Source organism: Mycolicibacterium arenosum (assembly GCF_024320865.1).
GTDB classification, from domain to species: Bacteria; Actinomycetota; Actinomycetes; order Mycobacteriales; family Mycobacteriaceae; genus Mycobacterium; species Mycobacterium arenosum.
The window spans coordinates 1-23,037 of sequence record NZ_JANDBD010000022.1 but is presented as its reverse complement, the minus strand read 5'-3'; the positions used below and the strand labels follow the sequence as shown (position 1 = coordinate 23,037).

The window sequence follows — 23,037 nt, the reverse complement described above, 5'->3', positions numbered from 1 at the left end:
CACCATAGGGCTACCGGGGGTGTTCACCCCCGCAGTCCCGGTGGTAGCGCCTCGTGCAGACCCTCGGCGAGATCCTCCTTGGTGAGCAGCGAGATGGCGTCGTCGGGGACCTCCGCCCCGGCGGCGACGTCGCTGAGATCGATGTCGTGCAAACCGAAGTCGCCGATGATGCGCTCGTCGCGGACCGCCTGCGCCTTCTCCACGATGTTGCGGGCGAACCGGCCGTTGTTCAGGGTGTCGATGGTGCGCACCACGTCGCCGTCGTCGGTGAGGTGGTGCTCGTTGTAGAACCGGGTGAACGGCGCGGTGAACACCGCCTCCAGCGCACCGGGCTCCACCGTGTCACCGCCGCGGGCGATGATCACCTCGGTGATCCTGATCAGGGTGTCCGGGGTGTAGGAGTCGAAGGTGATGATCGTCGAGAAGCGGCCCCGCAGACCGGCGTTCACGCCGAGCACCTTCTCGCAGGCCTTCGGGTAGCCGGCGGCGATCAGGATGGCGTCCTCGCGGTTGTTCTCCATCCACGGCACCAGCTCGCCGATAATGGCCTGCCCGATCGGGTCGCCGTGCGCGTAGCCGCCGTGGATCAGATCGCCGAACTCGTCGAAGAACACCGTCGCGCCGATCGCCGACTCGAGGAACTCCCGCGTCTTCACCTCGACCTCGCCGACGTACTGCCCCGCGAGGTTCGTCTTCTTGGTCTCCAACACGTCGGGCCGAGGAAGGATCCCGAGCCCGCAGAAGATCTGCGCGATCGCCCGCGACGACTCGGTCTTGCCCACACCGGGCGGGCCGACCATGAGCATGTGCCGACTCGCCGATGCGGCCGGCATCCCCTTGCGCTGCCGCAGAACCCGCGTGATCGTGCTCGCCTTCAGCGACGCGATCTGCTTCTTCACCCCGTCCAGGCCCACCATCGCCGCCAGCGTCGCCTCGCCGTCGGCCATCCGCTGCCGGGCGTTGTCGGCCTGCTCGGCGGCCGCCCGCTGCTGCGGGGTGGTCTGCGTCGCCGGGTTCCAGCGGTCGGTGCGGCTGTCGATGGTGGTGTGGTCGACCACGTGCAGCCCGTAGGTCGGATCCGCCAGTGCGGCGGACGCGTCGCCGAACCGCGGCCACCGGCCCGCGACGTCGGTCAGCAGCTGCCGCGCCGCCTCCGGATCACCCTGGGCGCGGTGCACCAGTGCGCGTAGGAACAGCGCGTCCCGCACGATCGCGTCGTCGTCGGTGATCGAGGCCTCGGCCGCCCGCTCGGCCGCGGCGGCCGCGCGGTCGAACAGTCCCAGCCGGGCGGCGGCCTTGCCCTCCAGCAGGCTGGCCGCCCGCACCAGGTAGGGCTGGCCCGGCCAGCCCTGGCAGCCGGCCACCGCGGTGAGCACGTCCGGCCAGCGTTCGGTGTCGCCCATCAGCTGCGCGCGGGTGAAGCGCACCAGCACCGACGTCGCGTCCAGGTCGTCGAGTTCGGTACTGGCGCGGTCGTAGTCGCGCTCGGCCAGCAGTGCCGCGGCGTACGCGAGCCGGGCGGTCAGCGCGTCGTGGATCTCCCAGCGCACGTATCCGACGTCGAATCCCACGCCCAGCTGGCGCGGCTCGTATCCCAGGCCGCGCAGGTCGTGGCCCAGCCGTGGTGCCGCCTTCGCCAGCGCCGCCCGCACCGTCGGGGTGTCCTCGCCGGCGGCGAGCCGGCCCAGCCATGCGTCGGCCATGGCGGGGTCGTCGTCGGTGGCCATCCGCAGCACCTCACCGGCTCGGCGCGGATTGCTGGAGAGGGCCTTGATGCCGGCGCGCAGCGCCTCGGTGCTGCGGGTGCTCACGACCGGGGCCCGCCCGCCGTCCGCAGGTGCGTCAACGACTGAGCCTCGTTGCGGGGACGCATGATTCCCAACGTGATCTCTCCCGTGCGGACGGGGGTCATCACCGTGATGTGACCCGTGGCGGTCTGCTGGATCCGGATGTCGGCGTTCTCGGGCATCGGCTCTCCGGGCCCGACGACGGTGACCAGGGCGCGGCCGCGCTCCCCCACCGGGCTGAGCGCCTGCCGCGGTGCCGCCCCGTCGGCGACGATCAGCGTCACCGCGTCCGAGCGCACACCGGGCTGACCCAACCGGATGCGGGTGTGGTCGCGGATCGGCTCCCACGATCGCGTTCTGTCCGTGTGGATCTCGGCCGTTGCCCCGGCGGCGGTGGCGCGCAGGATCAGCGACTGCACCACGTCGAGGTTCGCCGCGATCGCCACGTGCACGAACTTCAGCGGGTCGGTCCACGAGATGAGGTACGGCGTGCCCTCGCGCTCGTCCATGCCGTGCAGGAACCCGGCCGGGCCGACCGGCACGTCCAGCGGGCGGGCCGCCAGCGGCCGCGCCGGCAGGTCCAACTCCAGGGAGCGGGCACCCAGCGGCAGGGTCGCCGCCAGCCCGGCGAACCCCTGCAGCGGCACGGTGTGCAGCGGCGAGATCGGCGGATGCGGCTGCGGGGCGGCGGTGTGCACCCGCACCAGCGCTGCCACCAGCAGCTCACCGTCCTCGGTGTCGCGCGTGAGGCGCAGCAGCACAACCGTTTTCGTGGCCCGGATGGTCCATAGGTCGCTGAGCAGCCGGGTGGTCAGGTCCCGCCCGGCGATGCGGTACACGTTCACCGAGTCGTCGCCGACCCTCAGCTCCGACCACCGCTCGGTGTAGGCGGCGAGGTCGTGGCCGTCCAGCAGCGCCGCGGTGGCCTCGGTGATCTGCTCGGCGCTGCACGTCACCGCCCGGCAACCGCGGGCGGCGGCGGCCTGCCGGATCCGCTCGGTCGCCGCGGCGGCGGCCTCGGCGACGCTGCCGCGGTAGGACATCGCGTCCAGGCAGCCCTGCGGGCGCAGGCGCAGCACCAGCCAGGTGCGCCGGATCCCGACCGCGGACCGGTCGGCGATGATCTCGACGTAGCGCGGCGTGTAGGCCCCGTCGGCGGCGGTGCGCGCCCCCGCCGAGACGAGGTCGACGGACTCCAGTTCCAGGCCGCCGAACTGCTCGAGCAGCGCCCCGCACACCTCCAGCGGCGCCAGGTCGGTGGTCTGCGCGCCCTCGGAGACCAGCCGCGACTCCGCGTGCGGGCGCCCGTGCAGGGCGATCACCGTGATCGCGTAGCCGTCGTCCCAGCGCATGCCGATGGTGCCGACGCTGGGCAACTCCACGGTGAACGGCTGCGCGATCGCGGCGCGCGCGGCCCGGCGGCGCGGCGAGCGCATCCGGCGCAGCGTGCGCCACCGGCCCAGCCACCGCGACGCGCTCGCCTCCCGGTAGGTCACCGTCGAGAACAGCACGATCACCGCCGCGACGATCCCCGACGCCCACCACGGCGCGAACGGGACCAGCGCCAGCGCGGCGACCGCGGCGACCGTCTCGGCGATGACGACCCGGCGCAGCGGGAACCTCAGCTGCCAGCGCGGCAGCCGACCGCGCTCGTCGGCGCGACGGCGGGAATCCGTTGCGGGAGCAGCGGTCTCGCCCAGGCTCTCGATGGTGACGGTCACGATCGCCGCTCCCTGGCCGTGTTCGACACGAACACCGCGAGCAGCACCGCGCCGACCAGCGCCCCGGAGCCGACGAGCGCGATGTACATCGGCCGGCGGTCCGGCGGCGGGGGCGGCGGCGGCACCTCCAGCGAGCGCGACAGGTGCTCGGGCATCCTCGGCGGGCCCTCCGGCACGTCGTTGTTCAGCGCCGCCAGCGGGTCGATGACGCCGTACCCGACCCGGTTGTCCACCAGGGCGGCCGGCGAGTGCGCGGTGGCCTCGATCCGGTTGATCACCTGCGCCGCCGACAGCCGCGGGTACTTGGCGCGCACCAGCGCCGCCAGCCCCGACACGTACGCCGCCGAGAAGCTGGTGCCGTTGATCGCGCGGAACTGGCTGGCCTGCGCGTCGAAGGTGGCGTTGATCAACCCGCCCTTGTCGTCGAAGCCCTGGGCGAAGACCCCCGGCGCGGCGACCCCGACCCACGGGCCGGACAGGCTGATCTCACGGCCCTGGTCGTCCACGGCGGGCCGGCCGGTGCCGTCGGTGGCGCTGACCGACAACACGTAGTCGGAGAACCAGCTCGGGGTCGAGATCGTCACCACCCCACCCCAGTTGCGCGGATCCTTCCCGTTGGTGGCGTCGATGTCGGGGTTCTGCGCGCAGTCCTGGTTGGCCAGGTTGCCCGACGCGGCGACGATCACCACGTCCTTGTCCACCGCGGCGTAGCGCAGCGCGGCGCCCAGCGTCGTCTGGTCGACCGGTTTGAGCACCGGGATGCACGCCACGATCGACATGTTCAGCACCCTCGCGCCGCTGTTGGCGGCGTGCACCACGGCTCGCGCCAGGGTGGACACGGTGCCGGCGCGGCGGTCGGCCTGCGCGTCGCCGGGCGACGGGTTGGCCGGCCCGTACGCGGCCGAGGACTGCCGGATCGAGACGATGTCCGCCTCGGGCGCCACCCCCGACATGCCGTCGGTCTCGGCGGGCGCGGCGCCGATGATCCCGGCCACGATCGTGCCGTGCACGTCGCAGTCGGCCAGCCCGTTGGCCGCCGGGTCGACGTAGTCACCGCCGCCGTGCACCCGCGACAGCCGCGGGGACACGTTCACCCCGGTGTCGATCATCGCCACCGTGACCCCGGCGCCGCGGCTGGCCGCCGCCTTCCACAGGCTCGGGATGTCCATGAACGCCTGTGACGGGCTGGGCGCGCCGAGGTCGCTGCCCGGCACGACGCCGGGGACCGTGCAGTTGTGCTCCATGCGCAGCGGCTCGTCGGGCCCGGGCGGGGTGTCGGGCGGGACCGCCGCCGGGTCGACGACCGGCGCGGTGATCGCCGCGGCGGTGCCGGCGGCCAGCGGCCCGGCCAGCGCCAACAGCGCCGCGCAGCCCAGCGCCGCGGCGCGGGTGAGGGAGCGGCCGCTCACAGCGCGTTCCTGACCAGGAAGTACAGGTTCAGCAGCCACAGCGTCGCCGGCACCACCAGCACCTGCAGGCCGTAGGACACCCACTCCACGCCCTTGCGGAACGGGGCGGAGAACACCCGCGCCGGCACCACCGCGGCGACGACGAGGGCGGCGAAGCCCAGCGCCATCGCGCCCATCGCCATGCCCAGGCTCATCACCGGGTCGTGGCTCACCCACACGTAGCGCAGCCCGAGGGCCACGGCCATCGCCAGCGCGGTGGCCACCACCGTCACCGCGGCGACCCGGTCGGTGAAGTCGCGGCCCCGGAACACCAGGATCGTCGCGATGCCCAGGACGAACACCGTGGCCAGCACCCAGCGCCCGGTGAACGGGGTGACCGCGCCGTACGCGCCGAGGACGAGGAACGGGGCGACGGCGGCCACGATCGCGCGCAGGTAGGTGTTGGCGTCGTCGGCGGCGCGTTCCAGCTCGGCGACGCTCGGGGTGCCCTCGGTCTCGGCGGCGACCAGCGCCTCGGCGGCGATCTCGTCGGCGTCGTCGAAGGTGTTGCGGCCGGTGATGGTCGGGAACGGCGGCATCGGCACGCGCGCCATCACCTGCGCCAGCGTCTCGGTGGACTTCAGCACGACCAGCGACACCGCCAGCGTCCCCACCCACAGGTAGGCGGTCTGCACGCCGGCGCCGCGCAGCGCCGCCAGCGCCGCGGCGCCGATCCCGACCAGCGTCAGCCACGCCGCCGCGCCGCGCGGGACGGAGCCGAACCGCCACAGCAGGATCGCCAGCACGGCGGCGGTGACCGCGGCGAAGAACAGGTGCCAGGACGCCGGGGGGTTGGGCGCGCAGATGAACGCCGCGGCCGTCGCGGCCAGCACCCCGCCGGCGCGCAGCGCGTTGGCCACGGCCGGGGACTGCCGCCGCCAGGCCGTCAACGCGCCGCCGGTCAGCAGGATCAGCGCGAGTGCGGCGGCCGTGATCGCGGGGACCAGCGCGGGGAACGGCCAGGCGGCGTCCGCGGCCAGATCCAGCCGCCACCCGTCGATCAGCAGCCCCACCGCGAGCGCCGCGCCGATCGCGGCGGCGACCGCGGCGAAGGCGGTGGCGGTCTGCGGGGTCACCGACGCGAACTTCGTCGCGTTGTGCTGCGCGATCGCCGAGGAGGCGTTCTCGATGACCGGGGTGAAGGACACCTCGGCGTCGTCGACCTCCAGGATCAGCAGGTCGCCGTCCTTGACGCCCTGCTCGGCCAGTGACTGCCCGCGGCTCAGCGGCCGTCCGGTCACCCGTTTCAGCGCGACCGCGCCGGGGGTCACCAGGTCGCGGCCGTCGGGGGTGCGCAGCGCCTCCCCGCCGTCGAGCAGGTCGCGCAGCACGTCGCCGACCAGGGTGGCCACCGGTTCGGTCGCCGGCAGCGCCATGTCGGTCTGGCGGTCGTCGAACAGCACCGCCACCCTCACCTGCTCGCGCAGCCGGACTCGGGCGGCCGCCCGCACGCCGGGGGTGCGCTCCTCGCCGCCCAGCCCGGCGCGGCGATCGCTGACCGCCGTCACGGCCGGCCCCCGGCCGGGCCGCCCCAGCGGGCGCCGGCGTCGCGGTCGGCGGCCGAGGCGAACCCGTCGACCAGCGACGCGGCGGCCTCGATGTACACCTGCCGGGTGTCGGGGCGCAGCCGCTCGAAGTCGATGGCCACGGCGTCGGACAGGTGCTGGTCGAACGGCACGTCGTGCACCGCGCGCACCGACCGGGCGAAGTCCTCGTGCAGGCCCTTCACCTGCGCGGAGGCGTCGATCCGGTTGACGTTGCTGACCACCACCACCGCCTCGCGCACCAGGTGCGGGAAGCCGTGCGTCATCAGCCAGTTCAGCGTCTCGGCGGCCCCCTGCGCCCCGTCGAGGCGGGTGGTTGAGGGCACCACCACCGCGTCGACGCCCAGTTGGTGCAGCAACACGTAGGTCAGCTCGTCGCGGAGCTGGTTGCCGCAGTCCAGCAGCGCGATCGGGTACTGCTTCTGCAGCAGCTTGACCGCGGCCAGCAGGTTCTGCCCGCTCATCATCTGATCGCCGACGTCGCTGGAGAGCACCTCCAGCCCGGTGGAGGTCTGCCTGCCCAGATACGAGCGGAAATCGGTGTACTCCTGCAGGTTTCGGTCCTCGATCAGGCCGCGCCACGACAGCGTCACCGGTTCGTCGACGCGCCGTGCCAGGTTGCCGCTGGCCGGGTTGGCGTCGACGGCGACGATCTTGTCGGTGCGGTAGCGGCTCAGCGCCCCGCCCAGGCAGATCGTCGAGGTGGTCTTGCTGGCACCGCCCTTGACGCCCATCACCGCGATGACGTACTTGCCGCGCAGGTTGACCTTGAGCCGGCGGGCCAGGTCGTTCCAGTGCCGTTCGGTGGCCGACAGTCCCAGGTTGATCCGGGTGACCTTGTACACGCCCTTGCGCCAGCCGGTCTGCGGCACCGGCTTGTAGGGCGGGGCGACCTGGGACTCGCGGATCCGGGCCCGCATCTCGCCGACCGACACGCCGGGTCCGCCGGCACCGGAGCCGCCGCCGGGGTAGTGCGGCTGCCACGGCGGCGGTGGGGGCTCATGGCGCAGCGCGCCGGGATCGGCGCCCGGCGGCGGGTACCCCGGCGCGGCCGGCGGGTAGTGGTTGGGCTCCGGCGCCGGCGCCGGCGGTGGCGCACCAAGGGCGCTCGGCCGGGCGGGCGAGGGCAGGCCGGGGCCCGCCGCCTCGGGTCGGGGCGCGGCGCTGTCGTAGCCGTTGCGACCGCCGGATCCGTTGAGCCAGTAGGCGGTCGGCGTCGGCGGCGCCTCGGGCCCGCCGGTTTGCTCGGATCCGGTGGCGGGTTCCGCCGAGGGCTCCGGGGCCGGCGGGCTCGCGAGGGCGGCGTCGACGTCGGCGCGATCGACGACGGTGGTGCGCTCGTTCTCGGCGTGCCGGTTCGGCCCGCCGGTCATCGTCACGGCCTGCGTCGCCTCCTCCGCGCCGGGTGCGGCGAAGGGGTCGACCGGAGCGGGCGCGGCGTGGGCCGGTCCGGTGTCACTCGGCCCGGTGTGCTCGGGCGCGCCACCGGCGCGGGCGGTGTCGAGGCCGGTGGTGTAGCGGGAGCGGAAGTCGTGGTTGTCGCTCACAGGGAGTCTCCAATGATCGTTCGTGGTCGGGGCGTGCGGGCCGCGAGCGGTGGTGGCTGGGGGAATGGCCTGTCGCGCAACGACATCGCTAGCGGAACCTGTTGTGGGTGCTCCAGTCGACGCCCATGGTGGCCATCAGCGAGCGCAGCGCGCTGCCGCCGGCGTCGGACGTACCGGGCACCATCTGCGTCCACCAGGTGCCGTCGTCGCCCCGCACCGGGCCGGTGACGATGCGGCCCTCGACGGTGTCGGTGACCGCCGCCGAGGCCAGGGCGACGTGGTCGCCGCGCGCGTCGTGCACCAGTAACCCGAACCCCACCTCCAGCGCCGGGGTGTCGACGGCCAGCATCACCAGGCGGCGCTGCTCGGCGGTCAGCGCGAGATCGCGGAACGCCTGCGCGGGAGTGTGATCGTCGCGGGCGACGTCGCCCAGCCCGGCGATGAACTCCGCCGAGCGCACCGTGATCGGCTCGAAGCGGGCGGGTTCCACCGGCGCGGCGCCGCGTTCGCACAACTCCATGACCCGCTCGTAGAGCACCCGCATCGACGGCACGGTGCCGACCGCCTCGATGGTGACGTCGTCGCCGTCGCCGGCGCCGCTGCGCGAGATCGCCACGTGCTGCTCGTCGCGGCGGGCGATCACCAGCCGCATGAACTCGCCGCCGCGGCGCACGTCCACGCACAGCGCGATGTCCGGGGCGCCGAGGGTCTCGATCCAGCGTGCGACCGTGGGGTGCACGGTCGGCTCGTCGTCGCCGATCAGCACACCGGCCTCGCGCAGCACCGGGATGCCGGGGTGGTCGTACTGCACTCCCCCGGCGCCGACGTAGGGCCGCAGCAGCATCGGCGAGGGCAGCAGTTCCACCCCGCACAGTGCCTGCAGCAGCCAGACGCCCTCGCAGGTGGTGTCGACGGCGACCGCGGAGACCGGCGCGTTGTGCGCGGGCGCCCTGCGCCTGGTGAAGGAGGGGGATGCCATTCGTGCCGCCCTGTCTGTCGTGATGGGTGCCGGTTGCGTCTCGGCATCGGCGGCGACGCGGTCGCCGCCGATGAGTTCCCGCACAGCGGCCCGGCCGGGATCCGTTGCGCGCGTAGGGGTTGCGCGCGTCAGCCCCGTACCGGGCCGCTGATTCGGGAACGGCGGAGTTGTGGGGTTAGGCTCCGCCGCCGTACTGCGCGGCGGCCCTGCCGTCGCCGTCGCCCATGCCCTGGGTGGCCGCCTCGAGCGCCGCGCCGGCCCGGTCGATGAGCTCCTGGGCCTGGGTGTAGTCGTGGTTGAGCTTCGAGATAACGCTCTGGAAGTTCATCCCCGTCGAGCCCTCCAGGTTGTCCTGGTTGCGGGTGGCGATGTTCACCGACTGAGAGTGGTTGTCGATGGTGCGCTGGGCCGCGCTGGCGATCTGCCCCCTGGCGTCCATCAGCAGTCCCTGGTTGTACTGCACCAGTGTCATGGTCTTTCCCTTCGTGAGTTCTGTTGTCGTACTTCGGATTCGATGTGCAATGGGTAGCCGGGGCTACGGGATCATGCTGGACACGGCGTTGATGTGGCCCATGCCCTCCTGGTCCGCCTCGTGCAGGATGGTGGCGTTGTTGCCCATCTTCTGCGAGTGGTCGGCGAACTCGGTGGTGAACTTCGCGCCCTGGGCGCGCAGCTGCTCACCGAGGTTCTGGAACGCGACCGCGGCGTCGCCGTGGAAGTGCCCGGTGAGGCCGTCGAACGTGTCGGCCAGGTGGTTCATGATGGCCGCCTGGTTGTCGGACACCTCCTGCAGGCCCGAGCTGTCCTGGGCTACGCCGTCGAGTTCGGCCTTGATCTGCTGTGGCATGTCGTGAATCCCTTTCGTGGTTCAGGTGTTCGGTCGTTCATCGAGGATCGGGTGGCGGTCGAGTCTGCGGCCACCCCGGTGGAGCGTCACGTCTGCTGGTCCTCGCCCCCTCCCCGTGCGGCGAAGACGGCGCCGCCACTCCCCGTGATCACCGGCACCCCGTGGGGTGCCCGGTAAAGGGCGGCCAGTGAGGTCAACGGGCTGGTCCTGCCTTTGCCCTCGTTCTCGCTCTTGTTCTGATCCTGATTGGCGCCGTGCATCATCGGGCCCATCATCCCGCCGGTGCCACCCATCCCGGACGTGCCGCCGGGGGCGCCGAGGGCGGCCCTGGCCTCGTTGACCCGCGACACCGCGGCGGTCTCGGTCGCACCGGGCGCGGCGGCGTTGACGGTGGGCGTGGACGCCCACCCGGTCGGGCCGCGCAGCGCGCTCATCCCGCCCAGGCCGGCACCTCCGCCACCACCACCGGCCGAGATCATGTTCGCCGCGACCGGCCCGCCCGCGCCGGGGGTGGCGGTCAGCCAGTTCGCGGCGCCGGCGCCCAGCGCGTCGGACGGGTTGCCCATCCCGCCCGCGGACATCAGCTGTTGCAGCGGGCCCATCAGCTGCTGGCCCATCCCGGCCACACCCTGTAGCGGTCCGCCGGAGGTCAGCTGGCCGGCCTGCCCGCCCAGGGACTGCAGCGGACCCATGACCGTCGACATCATCGACTCCATGCCGCCGCCGAGTCCGTCCTTGGTGGGCATGTCGCTCTGCGACGCCGACCGGTCGCCGCCGCCTCCGGCGGTGCTCGGCGGGGGTGGCGGCATCGGCGGCAGCTGGGCGGTGCCGGCGTTGCTGGCCGCGGCGTAGGAGTACTTGTTGGTCGACCCGGTCAGCCACATCCGGCCGTAGTCGGCCCGATTGGCCATGATCGCCGGGAACAGCATGTTCAGGAAGTTGTGCGCCTGCAGCACACCGTGTTCGACCTGATTGGAGCCCACCTCGACCGGGGTCGGGGTGGCCGCCTTGAGCGTTTCGAACGCGGTCGCGGTCGCCGTGATGAGCGCGGCGGCCTCCATGACCAGGCCGGCGGCGGTGCCCTTCCAGAGCAGGTGCGGCACGGCGGACAGCACCGACAACTCCCCGGTCGGATCGGGCCAGTTCGCCCCGAGCGCGGCCGCCACCGCCTCGCTGCCACCGAGGTTGGCGATGATCTGCGCGGCCACGGCCAGCAACTGCTCGGCGGAGGCGAACATCGACCCCGCGCCGGGGCCGTCCCAGAACTCCGAGGACGTGACCTCGGGGGGCTGCGCCCCCCACAGTCCGCCCGGAATCGGCATCACCATCCGCTCGCCCCTACCGCCCCGTCGCGCCCGCGCTCAGATCAGGCCGTTGATGCCGGCCGCGTTCAGCGCGTCGGTCAGGGAGGTGATCACCGACGACGTGCCGTTGGCCACCCCGTAGGCGGCCTCGATCGCCGCCGAACCCTCCAACGTCGCGCCGAGCTGCTCGGCGTAGGCCAGGATCCGCCCGACGTTGTAGGCCGAGATCTCGTCCAGCCCCGGCGGCAGGACGACACCGGCGGCCATCGCCTGCGCTCCGTGCCCGACCGCCTCGGCGGCCAGTCCCGCCGACGCGCCCTGGGTCGCCAGCACGCCGACGGTCTCCATCTGAGTCAGTCCACCGATACCCATGTCCCTCTCCCTTGATTCGTTCAAGCCTGCACAGCATGCGGCCGTTCAACACAGTTGCCGTACAAACTGAACGGCCGTCTGTTCACCGATGAGGCAATCGTACCCCGGTTCCCCGCGGTTCCGATGCATTGAATTCTCCACCCCCGCCGAAGGGGTGCTGCGCACCAATTTCCGGACCCGCATTCACGCTGGTCGACACTGAACGGCGCTGCTCAACGGCGGTCATCGGGGCTCTCGGCACGCACCGTTCAGCCCGTGGGCGGCGCGATTCGCCCAGAATCCAGCCGCCCGCGCACGGCTGCACAGCTCGCCGCGGCCGGAGATGTGCGCCGCACGTTGTCAATGGCGCCTTCGGAGCGGCCCAGTTGAGAACGGTGCGCTCACAATGTCCAGCCCGATGGTTTCGGGGCAGTACGCCGTGGGCGTCAACGGGTCGGAATCCGTGCTTGGTACGGTCACCTGTCCTGATTACTGGGCAACCGTTACACGTCCGCTACTGGATTGAAGAAAGCCCAAGGCAGCGCACCCGCGGCGATCAACAATCACGCGTTTGTCGCACTGGCTTTCGGAATGATCGTGCCGATTCGCTCGGCCATCTCGCTAGCGCGCAGATGCGCCGCAGACGAGGGCGGCGAGGGTGTGGCGCTGGCAGGTCTCATTCTCGGCTGTCTGCTTCCCGCCGCATACAACGTCGTCGCCGCGATTCTCGTCATCGATAGTGAGGCATCATCACGTATCGCTTGCGCTCAGCCAGTTCGGCGTCGATTACGTCAGCCGGCGCGGAGGCTAGCGCTGCAGGGGTTCGGGCCCCGCGTCCCCTCCATCACCTCGGTGGCCCCGAAGACGTTCACCTCGGCAGGGACTGCCATATGCAACTCCGTGAGCATGTCCGCGGCTCGCCTGCACCCCGGCGGACACAGTGGGCGTCTGGGCTTCCCCGGTGCCGAGCGCCGACGCCGGATCGACGCAACTCGACGATGTGTGTAGCAGGCACGAGTGTTGTGTGGCAGGCACAAGGATTCGCACCTGCGACGGCGTTAGCCGACGGATTCACAACTCGTTCTTTTGTCGTTTATCTCGGCAAGCCGCATTGGTCGCGTGACGAATGACCAGTTCAGAGGGTTGACGGTGTTGGCTGCACCGAGCTGGTGATAGCTGCGTTGCGGACGATTCCGCGGATACATCCGCGTCGGAGTTCCGACAACACCTACAGGTGTCTCGCAGGTGATCAGTTTCGAGACACGCAATCGTGCGTCCTAGTCGTCGTCGTACGTCGACGTGCCCGTGTCCGTCTTCACAGCGAGGTGAGCACGGACAACGAGGGCAGGGGGATAGTGCGGGCCGCTCGAGTGGGAGCGCATGGCGTGATTGTCCAAGGGCGTGATTGTCCAAGGGCTTGAGTGTCGGGCGACGGGCCATGGCTCTCGACAAACCTCTAAAGGCGCTGCACGCAGAATGCGCTGCTTCCAGCAACAGAAGGTGCGCTGCGCGCAAGGGCGTGCAATTTCTGCTGGACGAAATCGACGGTGCTAACTCGCCCCCATGGCCGACTTCTCCCAACTCGAATTCACGCAGATGAGCGGCAAACCATCGAGCGACTGCGCGGCGCCACCGGTTGGCGGCGAACATTGTCCGCCGACCTCGCGGACACCAACGACGGTCTCCGACGCGACCCATCTCCCCGTTGCACTGGAGCCGCCCCCGAGTTTCACGCACACGAGCTGCATTCCGTCCGATGACTGGCCGAACACGTAAGTCGGAAAGTTGTAACAAGGTTGTCCGAGCGCCGCGCCTTCCACCAACCCGGGTAGCCCCGTCGATTCAGGTACTGGAGTAGGACAGTGCCCGGTCGATTCCCCGATCGCATTGATAATGCTCGCATCTCGCGGGTCGCCGGCGTAATCGACGCGCGTGGTGCAACGTGGCTCGGATGCGGCGATACCCGAGATGACCCGTTCGGCGGACTGAGTGAGAAATATTACGGCAGCGGCAATCACGACTATCCCGACCGCTGCAATGCCGATGACACGGCGCCTCACGCGCGTCACCCTGCCCTCGCGAGCGTCTTCGGCCACTTCGCCCTCAGCGCTCATTCAGGAACGGGCCGCTCGGACCGACGCGGCCGTGTTCGTTGCCGGTTCGCTACGCTCTGCCGACTCACCCAAAGCCTTCCAATCCGACTTCGGCGAGCCGCCGCGTGGCTTCTGCAGCGATCTGGCGGGCCACTGCGGCGTCGACCGGTTCGGTCCCCGCCGGACCGAACCCCCACGGCGCGCCGCCCGATGCGAGTTGATCGATCACCTCGCTGAGGCTGAAGGCGTTTGCGAAACGAGTGGCACTTATGTCGCGTACGCGGTCGTCCGGACGCTGAGTCCGCGGGCTGCCCATAGCTCGAGACACTAGAAGCGTTTTCCTGAAGAGGCGCTGAGAGCGGCTGCCGCGAATTCGCGCCATCAGCTGTCGGTCAGACCGGCAGGCTCGCCCCGCGACGCTCGGTGACGCTCTCCGACAATGGTCGCGAAACGCGCCAATGGCGACAGCGCGGCCTCCACGGTCACCAGCAATCGACGCTCACGTTGGCGCGCAAGCCATCAGGTCGATGATCGCGGCGGCCCGCGGCCACGGGGGCCACGCCATCTCGTCAGGCGTTCCCGAATTAGTACGGCCATCTGCCGGGCAAGGAAGGTGATCGAGACACGCGAGTTCGCGGCAAACTGCGCGCGGTACTGGACGCTCGCACTGACCCCGACCCCGAGGTGATCGCACGCACCGACGCTCGGGCACCATTGGGGCTGGACGCGGCGATCGATCGGGCCAACGCCTACGCCGACGCACCCCTGTCAAGGCTGATCGTGCCCGCGCTGGCGTCCGGCGCACAAGGACACGCGTGGACCGGTCGAATCGCTGTTCGACCTCCTAAACTAGACGCGCCGCGTACTCGTCCATTGGCTCAGTGGACGCGGATTAATCCCCACATGACGTCCGGATAGCCGACATTCGTCATCGCCGATCACCTCCGCCATGTGTCAGTGTGGGCGGGATGCTGGCGCAGGTAGTGATTGCATCGCGCCTGTTCGAGCACTCAGCAAGCTGGTGACGGTTCACCGCCAGTGAATCCATCGAGAGTCGTGCTGCGTTCAGTGTCTACGCGGTGAGGTGGGCAGGGCTTCACCGTTGCGAACGAGGCTCGGCGGGTGCGGATAGGGCAGGCGCACGCATTCGATATCCGGAGCGCGGCCGGAACGTCGCACGTGACCTGCGGTGAATGACTCAGGAACGTACGTTTTCGGCCGCCGAGCGGAAATCACAGGGCGACCGTGCCAGCAGTGCACGTCCGGCACACTGGGCTAGTGAATGAGCGTGATAGCAGCGCCGAGCCCGAGTGGTTGTTGCTGATCTACCGCATCCCTGCGGAGCCGACGCGACTGCGTGCAGCGGTGTGGCGACGGCTGAAGTCGCTGGGCGCCGTGTATCTGCAGAATTCAGCAGCGGCGCTACCCGCCCGCGATGGCGCCGAGCGGGCGCTCCGTCGACTGCGTCGAGAGATCGAGGAGATGGACGGTTCGGCCGTGTTGCTGTCCTGCTCCGGTTTGGCTGGCGGGTCCGACGTCGTGCAGCTGTTCCAGACCGCACGGGACAGCGAGTACGAAGAGATCCTGGACAAGTGCGTGGACTTCCATGCCGGGCTCGAAAAGGAATACGTCGCAGATCATTTCACCTACGGCGAACTCGAGGAGAACGAAGTCGAGCTCGTCAAGCTGCGGAATTGGTACGAGAAGGTGCTAGCCCGTGACGCATACGGAGCGCCCAAGCGCGAAGAGGCGGCCCGCGCACTCGACAAGTGCGGTGAGGCGTTGGAGCTCTACGCTGCAAGGGTCTACGACGAAGAGGACGAGTCGCGCTGAGAACGGCAACATCAGCTCGTCCCTCAGCCCGCTGACGAGAGAAGCACTCGAGTCGCTGTTGAGGCAGGCACTGAGATGCCGCGGTGAACGGTCCGGCGTAAAGCGTCACAACGGGGACGATAACGACGAGCGCGAGGGCGCCGGCTGGCCACCGCGCTCCGGCGCCTTCCGCGCTTCGGCGCCTTCCGGCCCCGGTCGACAGCACTCCTTCGACGAGAACCGCACTGCGGTGGGTATTCGCGACACGGGGTTCCGCCGCAGGGCGCCCGCTAGAACGAGCCAGAGCGCCTGTCGGCACCAATGGCGACGACGCCGATGCGGCCCTCGCTCGCGTGCAGTGCCAGCACGATCGACGTCAAATCGAGTGCCACCTGTCCTATTCGGCTGCAGGCCGCGGCCGTGCCGGGCCCCGCCGACGACGGCAGTTCGCAGCCAGTGCAGCCCGACGAAGAGCAGAGGGGCGCCGAAGATTTCTGGACAGCAGGGAGAATCGTCGCGGCCATCGTGCCTCCTCCGCTTGGATGTAACGGCGGTTAGATTGCTTTTGTAACGAAACTGGAACGGCCGTCGCTACACTTGGCTCATGGCAGACGAGGCGGAAGACGACTCCGGCGTTGCAGAGTTGGCGGAAAGCCTTCACTGGCAGATGTTTCGGATAGCATCGGCGATCCGGAGGCGCGAGTACGCGGGCACATCGGAAAGTGACCTCTCGCTCACGCAGTGCTCGATTCTGTACGCCCTGCGCACCGCCGGGCCCATCCGATTGAGTGACCTCGCCGCGCATGAGGGAGTGCGAGCGCCGACGATGACACTTGCGGTCAGCCGCCTGGAGAAGCGTGGAATGGTCAGGCGTCGCCGCGATCCCGTCGACAAACGAGGTCTTTGGGTCGAAGCCACGTCGGAGGGCATCGACGCACAGCGGGCCGCGGTATCGCACTTGATCGCCGCGATGCAATCCACGCTCACCGTCGATGAACTCGAAGCGCTTCAGGTCGCGATGACACCGCTCGAGCGCTTCGCAGTAGTTGTCGAGAGCGCAGTCCCCAGCTCGTCCTGACGTGCGACAGGCCGGTGCGGTGATGCCATGCCGCCGCGGCTGCCATGCCGGCCACGACCAGCAGAAGCACGGGTCCAATGGCCGCGCTGTGCGTAAACAGGAATCTGGAAACCAGCGCGCTGAGCGCGTCCGTCATTTCACCCACACCTCAAGCGTGGTGGCCACCACCTGAACGAACGCTGAAAGCCGGCGTCACCGGCAGTGACGTTCTGCTGTACTGGTAGCGATCACGACGATGGGACGAGGCCATGCGGGTGCTGGTAGTCGAAGACGAGGTGCGGCTCGCCGAGACCATACGTCGTGGACTGGTGTCGGAGGGCTTCGTCGTGGACGTCGAGCACCGCGGTGATGAGGCGTTTCACACCGCCCTGACCGACGATTTCGACGCGATCATCCTCGACATCATGCTGCCGGGGAAGAACGGCTACGAGCTCGTCAGAGAGCTGAGAGCCCAGGGCATCTGGACGCCGGTCCTCATGCTGTCGGCGAAGGACGGCGAGTACGACCTCGCCGACGCCTTCGACCTCGGCGCGGACGACTACCTGATCAAGCCGTTCTCCTTCGTCGTGCTGTTCGCTCGCCTGCGCGCACTTGTGCGGCGCGGAGCACCCGAGCGCCCGTCGGTATTCGTGGCGGGCGATCTCGAACTCGATCCGGCCCGCCACAAGGTCACTCGTTTGGGGTCTGAAATATCCCTTACGCCAAGGGAATACAGTGTGCTCGAGTTCCTGCTGCGGAACCGCGACACCGTGGTCAGCAAGGCGGACATCGTCAGATCGGTCTGGGATTCCAACTACGAGGGTGACGACAACATCGTCGAGGTGTACGTCGGCTATTTGAGACGCAAGTTGGGGCTACCCGCCGCCGGCAACAGCATCGAGACCGTTCGCGGTGTCGGCTACCGGTTCGTCGCCGGCTAGGGGCAGTTCGATCGCGAAGCGGGCGCCACCTCCGGGTGCCTCGTCGACCCCCGCTCGGCCACCGTGATCCCGCACGATCTGCGCGACGATGGCCAGACCCAGGCCCGCACCACCCGAATCGCGATCGCGAGGCTGGTCCAATCGAACGAAGCGATCGAAGACCCTGCCGCGATCATCCGACGGGATGCCCGGCCCGTCGTCCGTGACGATGATCTGGGCCGCTCCGGCCGCTATACCGCACTCGAGCCGAATGGCGCTGTGCGCGTGGCGAATCGCGTTGTCCACAAGATTGCGGATCATCCGCGAGAGACCATCCGGGTCTCCGATCACTCTGGCGGCCTTCACATCTGCCTCGACGGTCGGGTGAGTCAGCGATCGCACACGCTCCGCCTCCCGGAGGATGATGTCGTCGAGATCTACATCGATCCGCGTATGCCGACCTCCGCTCTCATCGGCTCTGGCTAGCAGAAGCAGGTCCTCGACGAGTCCTTGCATGCGAAGCGCTTCCGGGAACAGCGCGTCGTCGATCAGGGACTGATCGAGAAGGTCCGGGCGCTGATGAGCGAGGTCCAGCGCCGCTGTAATGGACGCCAGCGGGCTTCTCAACTCGTGCGAGGCGTCGCTGACGAATCTCCGCTGCGCGTTCTGGCTGGCGACCAGTCGATCGAGCATGTCATTCATCGTCACCGCCAACCGAGCTACCTCGTCCTGCGCGGGTGGGACCGGGACGCGCCCCTCCCCCAGGTTGCCTCCGGTCATCGCGGCCACGCGCTGGCGGATGCGTTCAACCGGCCGCAACGCGGCACCGACGAGGCGGTGGGTGCCGAAACCGACCAACGCGAGTACCACCGGCCCGCCGATGGCGATCAACATCGCGACGGTGTTCACCGCCTTCTCGACTGGCTCTCGATCGGCTCCGATCAGCACGGTCACCGGTCCGTCCGGCGTGTCCGCTCCACCCGCTGACACCCAGAAGTCCTCCTCGTCGCCGACGGCCATGCGTCCGAGGAACTTGCGGGCGCCGGGAGCCAACTGCGCGGTCGACAGCAGGTGGTCCGGACTGCCCGCCGAGCGAGCGACGATGTCCCCAGACTGGTTCACCACCTGGATGATTCCCACCTGGCTGTCCGTCGCCAGAATCGACGCGTCCAGTTGAGCCGGGGTATCGGACCCCAGTTCCTGGATCAGTCCGGTCATGCGCGAATCCGCTGTGGCGCGGGCCGACGTCTCCAACGAGGAGTACATCACGAAGAGCAGTGCGCCTCCAGCCACCAGCAGACACAACGCCATCACGACGACTGCCGCAGCCGTGGCTCGAGCGCGGACAGTCCACTGAGCCGGCGCCGCAACGCGTCGAAGTTGCCCCCTCATCCCTCAAGTGTGACCCCCGATGGTCACGCGATACCGTCGGGATGACTACAAAGGAGCGGATCTCGTGTTCGACGTCGCAGTCGTGGGTCTCGGCGCCATGGGGGCGATGGCCGCATGGCGGTGTGCATCGAGGGGCGCTCGCGTCGTCGGCTTCGAGCGCTTCACGGCGGCGCACTCCCGCGGCTCATCGCACGGTGGATCCCGGATCTTCCGCGAGACCGTCTTCGAAGGCGTTGAGTACCTGCCTTTGGTAGCCCGCGCCAAACCACTCTGGGGTGAGCTCGAAAAGCGCTCGGGGGCAACCCTGTTCCGGCGCTCAGGTGCACTCTACATCGGCCCACGCGACGGTGCCGATGTCAGCGGAGCGTTGAGTGCCGGCGAAGGCGGCGGCTTCGAGCATCACCTACTCGAGTTCGACGAACTATGCGCCAGGTACCCGCAGCACGTTCCGATAGACGGTGACGTCGCGGTGTTCGAACCAGACGCCGGCCTGCTCGACCCGGTGGCCTCCATCCTGGCCGCGCTGCGACTCGCGTCAGAGGCAGGTGCCCGACTGGCTTTCGAGACGCCCGTGCTCGATGTGCGATCGGACGGCTTCGGCGTCATCGTGACCACCGCGTCTGAGGCGATACACGCTCGGCGCGCCATCATCGCGACCGGAGCGTGGTACGGCGACCTCACCAGAACGTTACAGCTGCCCCTTCGCGTTCAACGTTCGTCCGCACTGTATTTCCGCGCACCCGTGGACGGTTCCTTCGGGATCGAGCGCTTTCCCGCATTCATTCGGAAGAGCGGCGAACTCGATGGATGGGGCGTCCCCGATGTTGACGGAAGCGGTGTCAAGATCGGCGCCGGCTCATCAGCGGGCAAGCCCTGGCTGACGCACGCCGACGACAACACGGGCGATCTGATCGACGAGGACATCGCCCCGACCCTGGCTTTCGCTCGCCGAGCATTTCCCTCGTGGACGCCTGTACTGCAATCCGGACTGCCCTGCATGAACTCCAAGACACCCGACCTCGACTTCGTCATCGGTACATCCGAACGATGCCCGGGCCTCGTCCTGGCCGGCGGCTTCTCGGGCCACGGCTTCAAACACGCTGCCGGGGTCGGCGATATCGTCGCCGACTTGGCCTTGGACGGAGCAAGCGACGTGGCGCTCACGCGGTTCTCACCGGACCGGTTCACCGCGGCTCGGCGGTGAATCCCATTCGTCGCAGCCGTCACTCGGGCCTCGAATAGTTAGCACCGCTGCTGCTAAACACTTCTCAGCTTCATACCAATCTGGAATAACTCAAACATGCTGGTGATGACTACTTTTCGGCGATGCCAAGTCGCATTGAGGGCCTTTCGCTTTCCGGAAGAGTCGGGTACCTGTTGATGCCGTGAACTCCAGGGCGCTTGTTCTGATCGCAATCGTCGGGCTCGTCGCCGCTTGCAGCGGCTCCCCGACGACCACCGCAACGGAATCGCAGGCCAGCGGTCCCGAAACCGTGATCACCGACGTCCTGGGCCGGGAGGTCACCGTCAAAGTGCCGTCAGCGCGGATCCTCGTCGACGGCGGCCGGCTCATCTACACGACGGCGATGCTCAACAAGAACGACCCGACCGACCGGATCGTCGGCTGGCCGGACGACCTAACCCAGAACGATCCCGGCACACTCACGACATACGAGGCGAAGTTCCCTCAGATCAAGGACATTCCCACCACGGGTGACCTCTGGGATGGCTCGTTCTCGGTTGAGCAGGCCATCCAGCTGCAGCCCGATGTCTTCGTCGTGGGCGCGTCCGACTTCCCCGCGGCTCAGGATGCGGGCACCATCGATCAACTCGAGCGGGCCGGCATTCCCACCGTCGTAGTCGACTACTTCGTCGATCCGCTGAAGAACACCGTGCCCAGCGTCGAACTTCTCGGGCGCCTCTTCGACAAGGATAAGGAGGCAACCGATTTCACGACGTACTACCGCGCGAAGATGGACGGTGTGAAGGCGCGTATCGACTCGGCGAGCGCACCGCCGACGCCGACCTTCCTCTGGCGTGCACCGGGCTACTTCGAGTGCTGCTCGTCGTTCGCGAAGTCGAATCTCGCCGCGATGGTGACCTACTCCGGCGGGGTGAATCTCGCCGACGACATGCTTCCCGGCCAGCAGGGCACCATCTCCCCCGAGGCTGTGCTCGCCGACAACCCCGCAGTGATCATCGCCACCGGCGCCAACTGGTCGCCCGACACCCCTGCCGCACCCGGAAGCTTCGTCCCGCTCGGCTACGACGACGCGGCGGAACGGGCCCGAACACATCTCCGGTCGATCGTCGACCGCCAACCGGGGTTCCCGGACCTGCAAGCCGTGAAAGACCGTCGCACCTATGCCGTGTGGCACCACTTTTACGATTCGCCGTACAACTTCCTCGCCGTCGAGTGGTTCGCGAAATGGCAGCACCCCGAGTTGTTCCAAGACATCGATCCTGATGCCGGGTTACGCGAGCTGCACGAGAAGTTCCTCCCCGTCGAGCCGACTGGAACGTTCTGGACCGAACTTCCGTGACGGAACCCGGCGCGGCGAACGCCACCCGCGCCTATCGCGCCATGGTCGCTCGGCGGCGCACCATCGTCCTCGGCCTGGCGACGCTGACAGCCGTACTATTCGTCACCGACGTCGGGGTCGGGGGAAGCGGACTGCCTCTCCAGCAGCTGATGCAGGGAGTGTTCACGCCGTGGAACGCGCACGAGACCATCCAGCAGATCGTGTGGAACATCCGGATACCCATGTCGGTAACCGGCGTCCTGGTCGGCGCTGCGCTCGCGATCGCGGGCGTGCAGATGCAGACCATCTTGAACAACCCGCTCGCCGAGCCGTACACGCTGGGCATCGCGGCCGCCGCGGGCTTCGGTGCGGCCCTCAGTGTCGTCGTGGGCGCGTCGGCAGTCTCGATGCTCGGGACAGCTGGTAGCGCATGGGTATTCGCGATGATCGCGTGCGGTGTCATCCTCGGCTTCAGCACGCTGCGCGGCGCCAGCGCGGAGAGCATGATCCTGCTCGGGATCGCCCTGGTGTTCCTCTTCACAGCTCTGCTGTCGCTGATGCAGTACGTCGCTTCCGACGCCCAACTACAGCAGGTGGTGTTCTGGACCCTCGGCAGCCTGAGCCGGGCCAGCTGGGCGCAGGTCGCGCTGCTCGCCTCGGTTCTCGTGGTCATCACGCCCGTGTTCCGCAAGTCCGCGTGGACCCTGACCACCTTCCGCCTTGGCGAGGACCGAGCACGCGCGCTCGGGGTGGATGTAGAGCGCACCCGCATGCTCACTCTCATCGGCGTATCACTTCTCGCCGCGACGGCCGTCGCGGTATCGGGGACCATCGGATTCGTCGGTCTCGTCGGACCTCACGCTGCTCGAATCCTGGTGGGCGAGAACCAGCGTCACTTCCTTCCCGCCGCCGCGCTGTGCGGGGCGGCACTGCTCTGCTCGGCGTCCGTCGCGAGCAAGCTGATCGTGCCGGGCGTGATCGTGCCGGTCGGCATCATCACCTCCATCGTCGGCGTCCCGCTGTTCCTCGTCCTGATTCTCACGAGGACGCGACGACTGTGGAACTAGGTCTCGAAGTCCGGCAACTGGCGTTCGGATACGGCCACATCGGCGTACTCCTGGACGTCACCCTCCCGACGATGCGATCCGGTGAGGTGACCGCGGTCGTCGGTCCGAACGCCGCGGGGAAGTCGACTCTGCTGAAATGCATCGCGGGCATCCACTCCGCGGCGGGATCGGTCGACCTCGACGGCGATGCCCAGACTACGGACCGGACCACCGCATCAGACCGGCGGAACGCCCGGTGGCGTCGGCGGCGGCGGCACGTGTTCTCCGACCGCATCCTGTACACGCCGCAGGACCCGCCTCCCGCCGTCTCGATCAGCGTGTTCGAGGCGGTTCTCCTCGCGCGCCAGGGCCAGCTCACCGGCCGCGCGAGCCCCGCGGTGCTCGACGAGATCGGTTCGGTACTGGCCGAACTCCACCTCGATGACCTGTCGGCGCGCCCCATTTCGGACCTTTCGGGCGGTCAACGCCAACTCGTGAGCATCGCCCAGGCCATGATCCGCAAGCCCGCGGTGATGTTGCTCGACTAGCTGTACTGACCTGAGAGGTTAGGTACACGGCTGGCTGGTGGTTGACCGCCGAGTGCTGTGTGGCCGCGGTGGTGATTGTAGGTGTGCAACCAGCGGGGATACTCCTGGCATCGTTGTTC

General features: G+C 69.1%; 20 protein-coding genes and 1 pseudogene. 7 read left to right on the top strand and 14 right to left on the bottom strand.

Annotated elements, in window-relative coordinates:
• Positions 1-23: 23 nt before the first annotated feature.
• From eccA to NM203_RS32555, 12 genes are all read right to left on the bottom strand, one after another.
• The gene (eccA, locus tag NM203_RS33430) at positions 24-1,811 is read right to left on the bottom strand and encodes a type VII secretion AAA-ATPase EccA (protein WP_255065209.1); all 1,788 of its coding nucleotides are present in this window, start codon (positions 1,809-1,811) and stop codon (positions 24-26) included.
• Positions 1,808-3,508, bottom strand: coding sequence for a type VII secretion protein EccE (gene eccE, locus NM203_RS32605; RefSeq protein WP_255065208.1), 1,701 nt, complete (start codon positions 3,506-3,508; stop codon positions 1,808-1,810). The genes eccA and eccE overlap by 4 nt, the downstream gene beginning before the upstream one ends.
• The gene (mycP, locus tag NM203_RS32600) at positions 3,505-4,917 is read right to left on the bottom strand and encodes a type VII secretion-associated serine protease mycosin (RefSeq protein WP_255065207.1); all 1,413 of its coding nucleotides are present in this window, start codon (positions 4,915-4,917) and stop codon (positions 3,505-3,507) included. The genes eccE and mycP overlap by 4 nt, the downstream gene beginning before the upstream one ends.
• Entirely contained in the window at positions 4,914-6,464 is a 1,551-nt protein-coding gene (eccD, locus tag NM203_RS32595) for a type VII secretion integral membrane protein EccD (RefSeq protein WP_255065206.1), read from the bottom strand. Before eccD ends, mycP begins: the two co-directional genes overlap by 4 nt.
• The gene (locus NM203_RS33425; protein WP_255065205.1) at positions 6,461-8,047 is read right to left on the bottom strand and encodes a MinD/ParA family ATP-binding protein; all 1,587 of its coding nucleotides are present in this window, start codon (positions 8,045-8,047) and stop codon (positions 6,461-6,463) included. Before NM203_RS33425 ends, eccD begins: the two co-directional genes overlap by 4 nt.
• Before the next feature lie 88 nt (positions 8,048-8,135).
• Entirely contained in the window at positions 8,136-9,026 is an 891-nt protein-coding gene (locus NM203_RS32585) for an ESX secretion-associated protein EspG (RefSeq protein ID WP_255065204.1), read from the bottom strand.
• Positions 9,027-9,201: 175 nt separating this feature from the next.
• On the bottom strand, positions 9,202-9,498 hold the full coding sequence (locus NM203_RS32580) for a hypothetical protein (protein WP_255065203.1): 297 nt from the start codon (positions 9,496-9,498) through the stop codon (positions 9,202-9,204).
• A gap of 63 nt (positions 9,499-9,561) precedes the next feature.
• Positions 9,562-9,873 (bottom strand): WXG100 family type VII secretion target, encoded by a 312-nt coding sequence (locus NM203_RS32575; protein WP_255065202.1) that lies wholly within the window; start codon positions 9,871-9,873, stop codon positions 9,562-9,564.
• Positions 9,874-9,959: 86 nt separating this feature from the next.
• The gene (locus NM203_RS32570; protein ID WP_255065201.1) at positions 9,960-11,201 is read right to left on the bottom strand and encodes a PPE domain-containing protein; all 1,242 of its coding nucleotides are present in this window, start codon (positions 11,199-11,201) and stop codon (positions 9,960-9,962) included.
• A 33-nt stretch (positions 11,202-11,234) separates the two neighbouring features.
• Entirely contained in the window at positions 11,235-11,549 is a 315-nt protein-coding gene (locus tag NM203_RS32565) for a hypothetical protein (protein ID WP_255065199.1), read from the bottom strand.
• Positions 11,550-13,078: 1,529 nt separating this feature from the next.
• On the bottom strand, positions 13,079-13,642 hold the full coding sequence (locus tag NM203_RS32560) for a hypothetical protein (protein ID WP_255065197.1): 564 nt from the start codon (positions 13,640-13,642) through the stop codon (positions 13,079-13,081).
• A 64-nt stretch (positions 13,643-13,706) separates the two neighbouring features.
• On the bottom strand, positions 13,707-13,850 hold the full coding sequence (locus NM203_RS32555; RefSeq protein ID WP_255065196.1) for a hypothetical protein: 144 nt from the start codon (positions 13,848-13,850) through the stop codon (positions 13,707-13,709).
• 1,049 nt (positions 13,851-14,899) lie between these two features.
• On the opposite strand from NM203_RS32555, the gene NM203_RS32545 reads away from it, so the two are divergent.
• The 3 genes from NM203_RS32545 (at position 14,900) to NM203_RS32535 (ending at position 17,431) form a co-directional block, all read left to right on the top strand.
• The gene (locus NM203_RS32545) at positions 14,900-15,454 is read left to right on the top strand and encodes a Chromate resistance protein ChrB (protein WP_255065195.1); all 555 of its coding nucleotides are present in this window, start codon (positions 14,900-14,902) and stop codon (positions 15,452-15,454) included.
• A gap of 583 nt (positions 15,455-16,037) precedes the next feature.
• Positions 16,038-16,511 carry a MarR family winged helix-turn-helix transcriptional regulator gene (locus NM203_RS32540; RefSeq protein ID WP_255065194.1) on the top strand — a complete coding sequence of 158 codons (474 nt, stop codon included), beginning with the start codon at positions 16,038-16,040 and terminating at the stop codon, positions 16,509-16,511.
• A gap of 248 nt (positions 16,512-16,759) precedes the next feature.
• Positions 16,760-17,431: a response regulator transcription factor gene (locus NM203_RS32535; RefSeq protein WP_255065193.1), complete on the top strand. Its 672-nt coding sequence runs from the start codon at positions 16,760-16,762 to the stop codon at positions 17,429-17,431.
• On the opposite strand, the gene NM203_RS32530 is transcribed toward NM203_RS32535, so the two are convergent.
• On the bottom strand, positions 17,366-18,802 hold the full coding sequence (locus NM203_RS32530; protein ID WP_255065190.1) for a sensor histidine kinase: 1,437 nt from the start codon (positions 18,800-18,802) through the stop codon (positions 17,366-17,368). The genes NM203_RS32535 and NM203_RS32530 overlap by 66 nt on opposite strands.
• 64 nt (positions 18,803-18,866) lie before the next feature.
• On the opposite strand from NM203_RS32530, the gene solA reads away from it, so the two are divergent.
• The 4 genes from solA to NM203_RS32510 all read left to right on the top strand — a co-directional run bounded on the left by solA (position 18,867) and on the right by NM203_RS32510 (position 22,918).
• Positions 18,867-20,006: an N-methyl-L-tryptophan oxidase gene (gene solA / locus NM203_RS32525; RefSeq protein WP_255065188.1), complete on the top strand. Its 1,140-nt coding sequence runs from the start codon at positions 18,867-18,869 to the stop codon at positions 20,004-20,006.
• Positions 20,007-20,187: 181 nt separating this feature from the next.
• On the top strand, positions 20,188-21,345 hold the full coding sequence (locus NM203_RS32520) for an ABC transporter substrate-binding protein (RefSeq protein ID WP_255065187.1): 1,158 nt from the start codon (positions 20,188-20,190) through the stop codon (positions 21,343-21,345).
• Positions 21,342-22,391 (top strand): FecCD family ABC transporter permease, encoded by a 1,050-nt coding sequence (locus tag NM203_RS32515; RefSeq protein WP_255065185.1) that lies wholly within the window; start codon positions 21,342-21,344, stop codon positions 22,389-22,391. Before NM203_RS32520 ends, NM203_RS32515 begins: the two co-directional genes overlap by 4 nt.
• Positions 22,382-22,918 carry an ATP-binding cassette domain-containing protein gene (locus tag NM203_RS32510; RefSeq protein ID WP_255065183.1) on the top strand — a complete coding sequence of 179 codons (537 nt, stop codon included), beginning with the start codon at positions 22,382-22,384 and terminating at the stop codon, positions 22,916-22,918. Before NM203_RS32515 ends, NM203_RS32510 begins: the two co-directional genes overlap by 10 nt.
• On the opposite strand, the pseudogene NM203_RS32505 reads toward NM203_RS32510, so the two are convergent.
• A pseudogene (locus tag NM203_RS32505) lies at positions 22,915-23,037 on the bottom strand (IS481 family transposase); the annotation flags it as partial. The gene NM203_RS32510 and the pseudogene NM203_RS32505 sit on opposite strands and share 4 nt — an antisense overlap.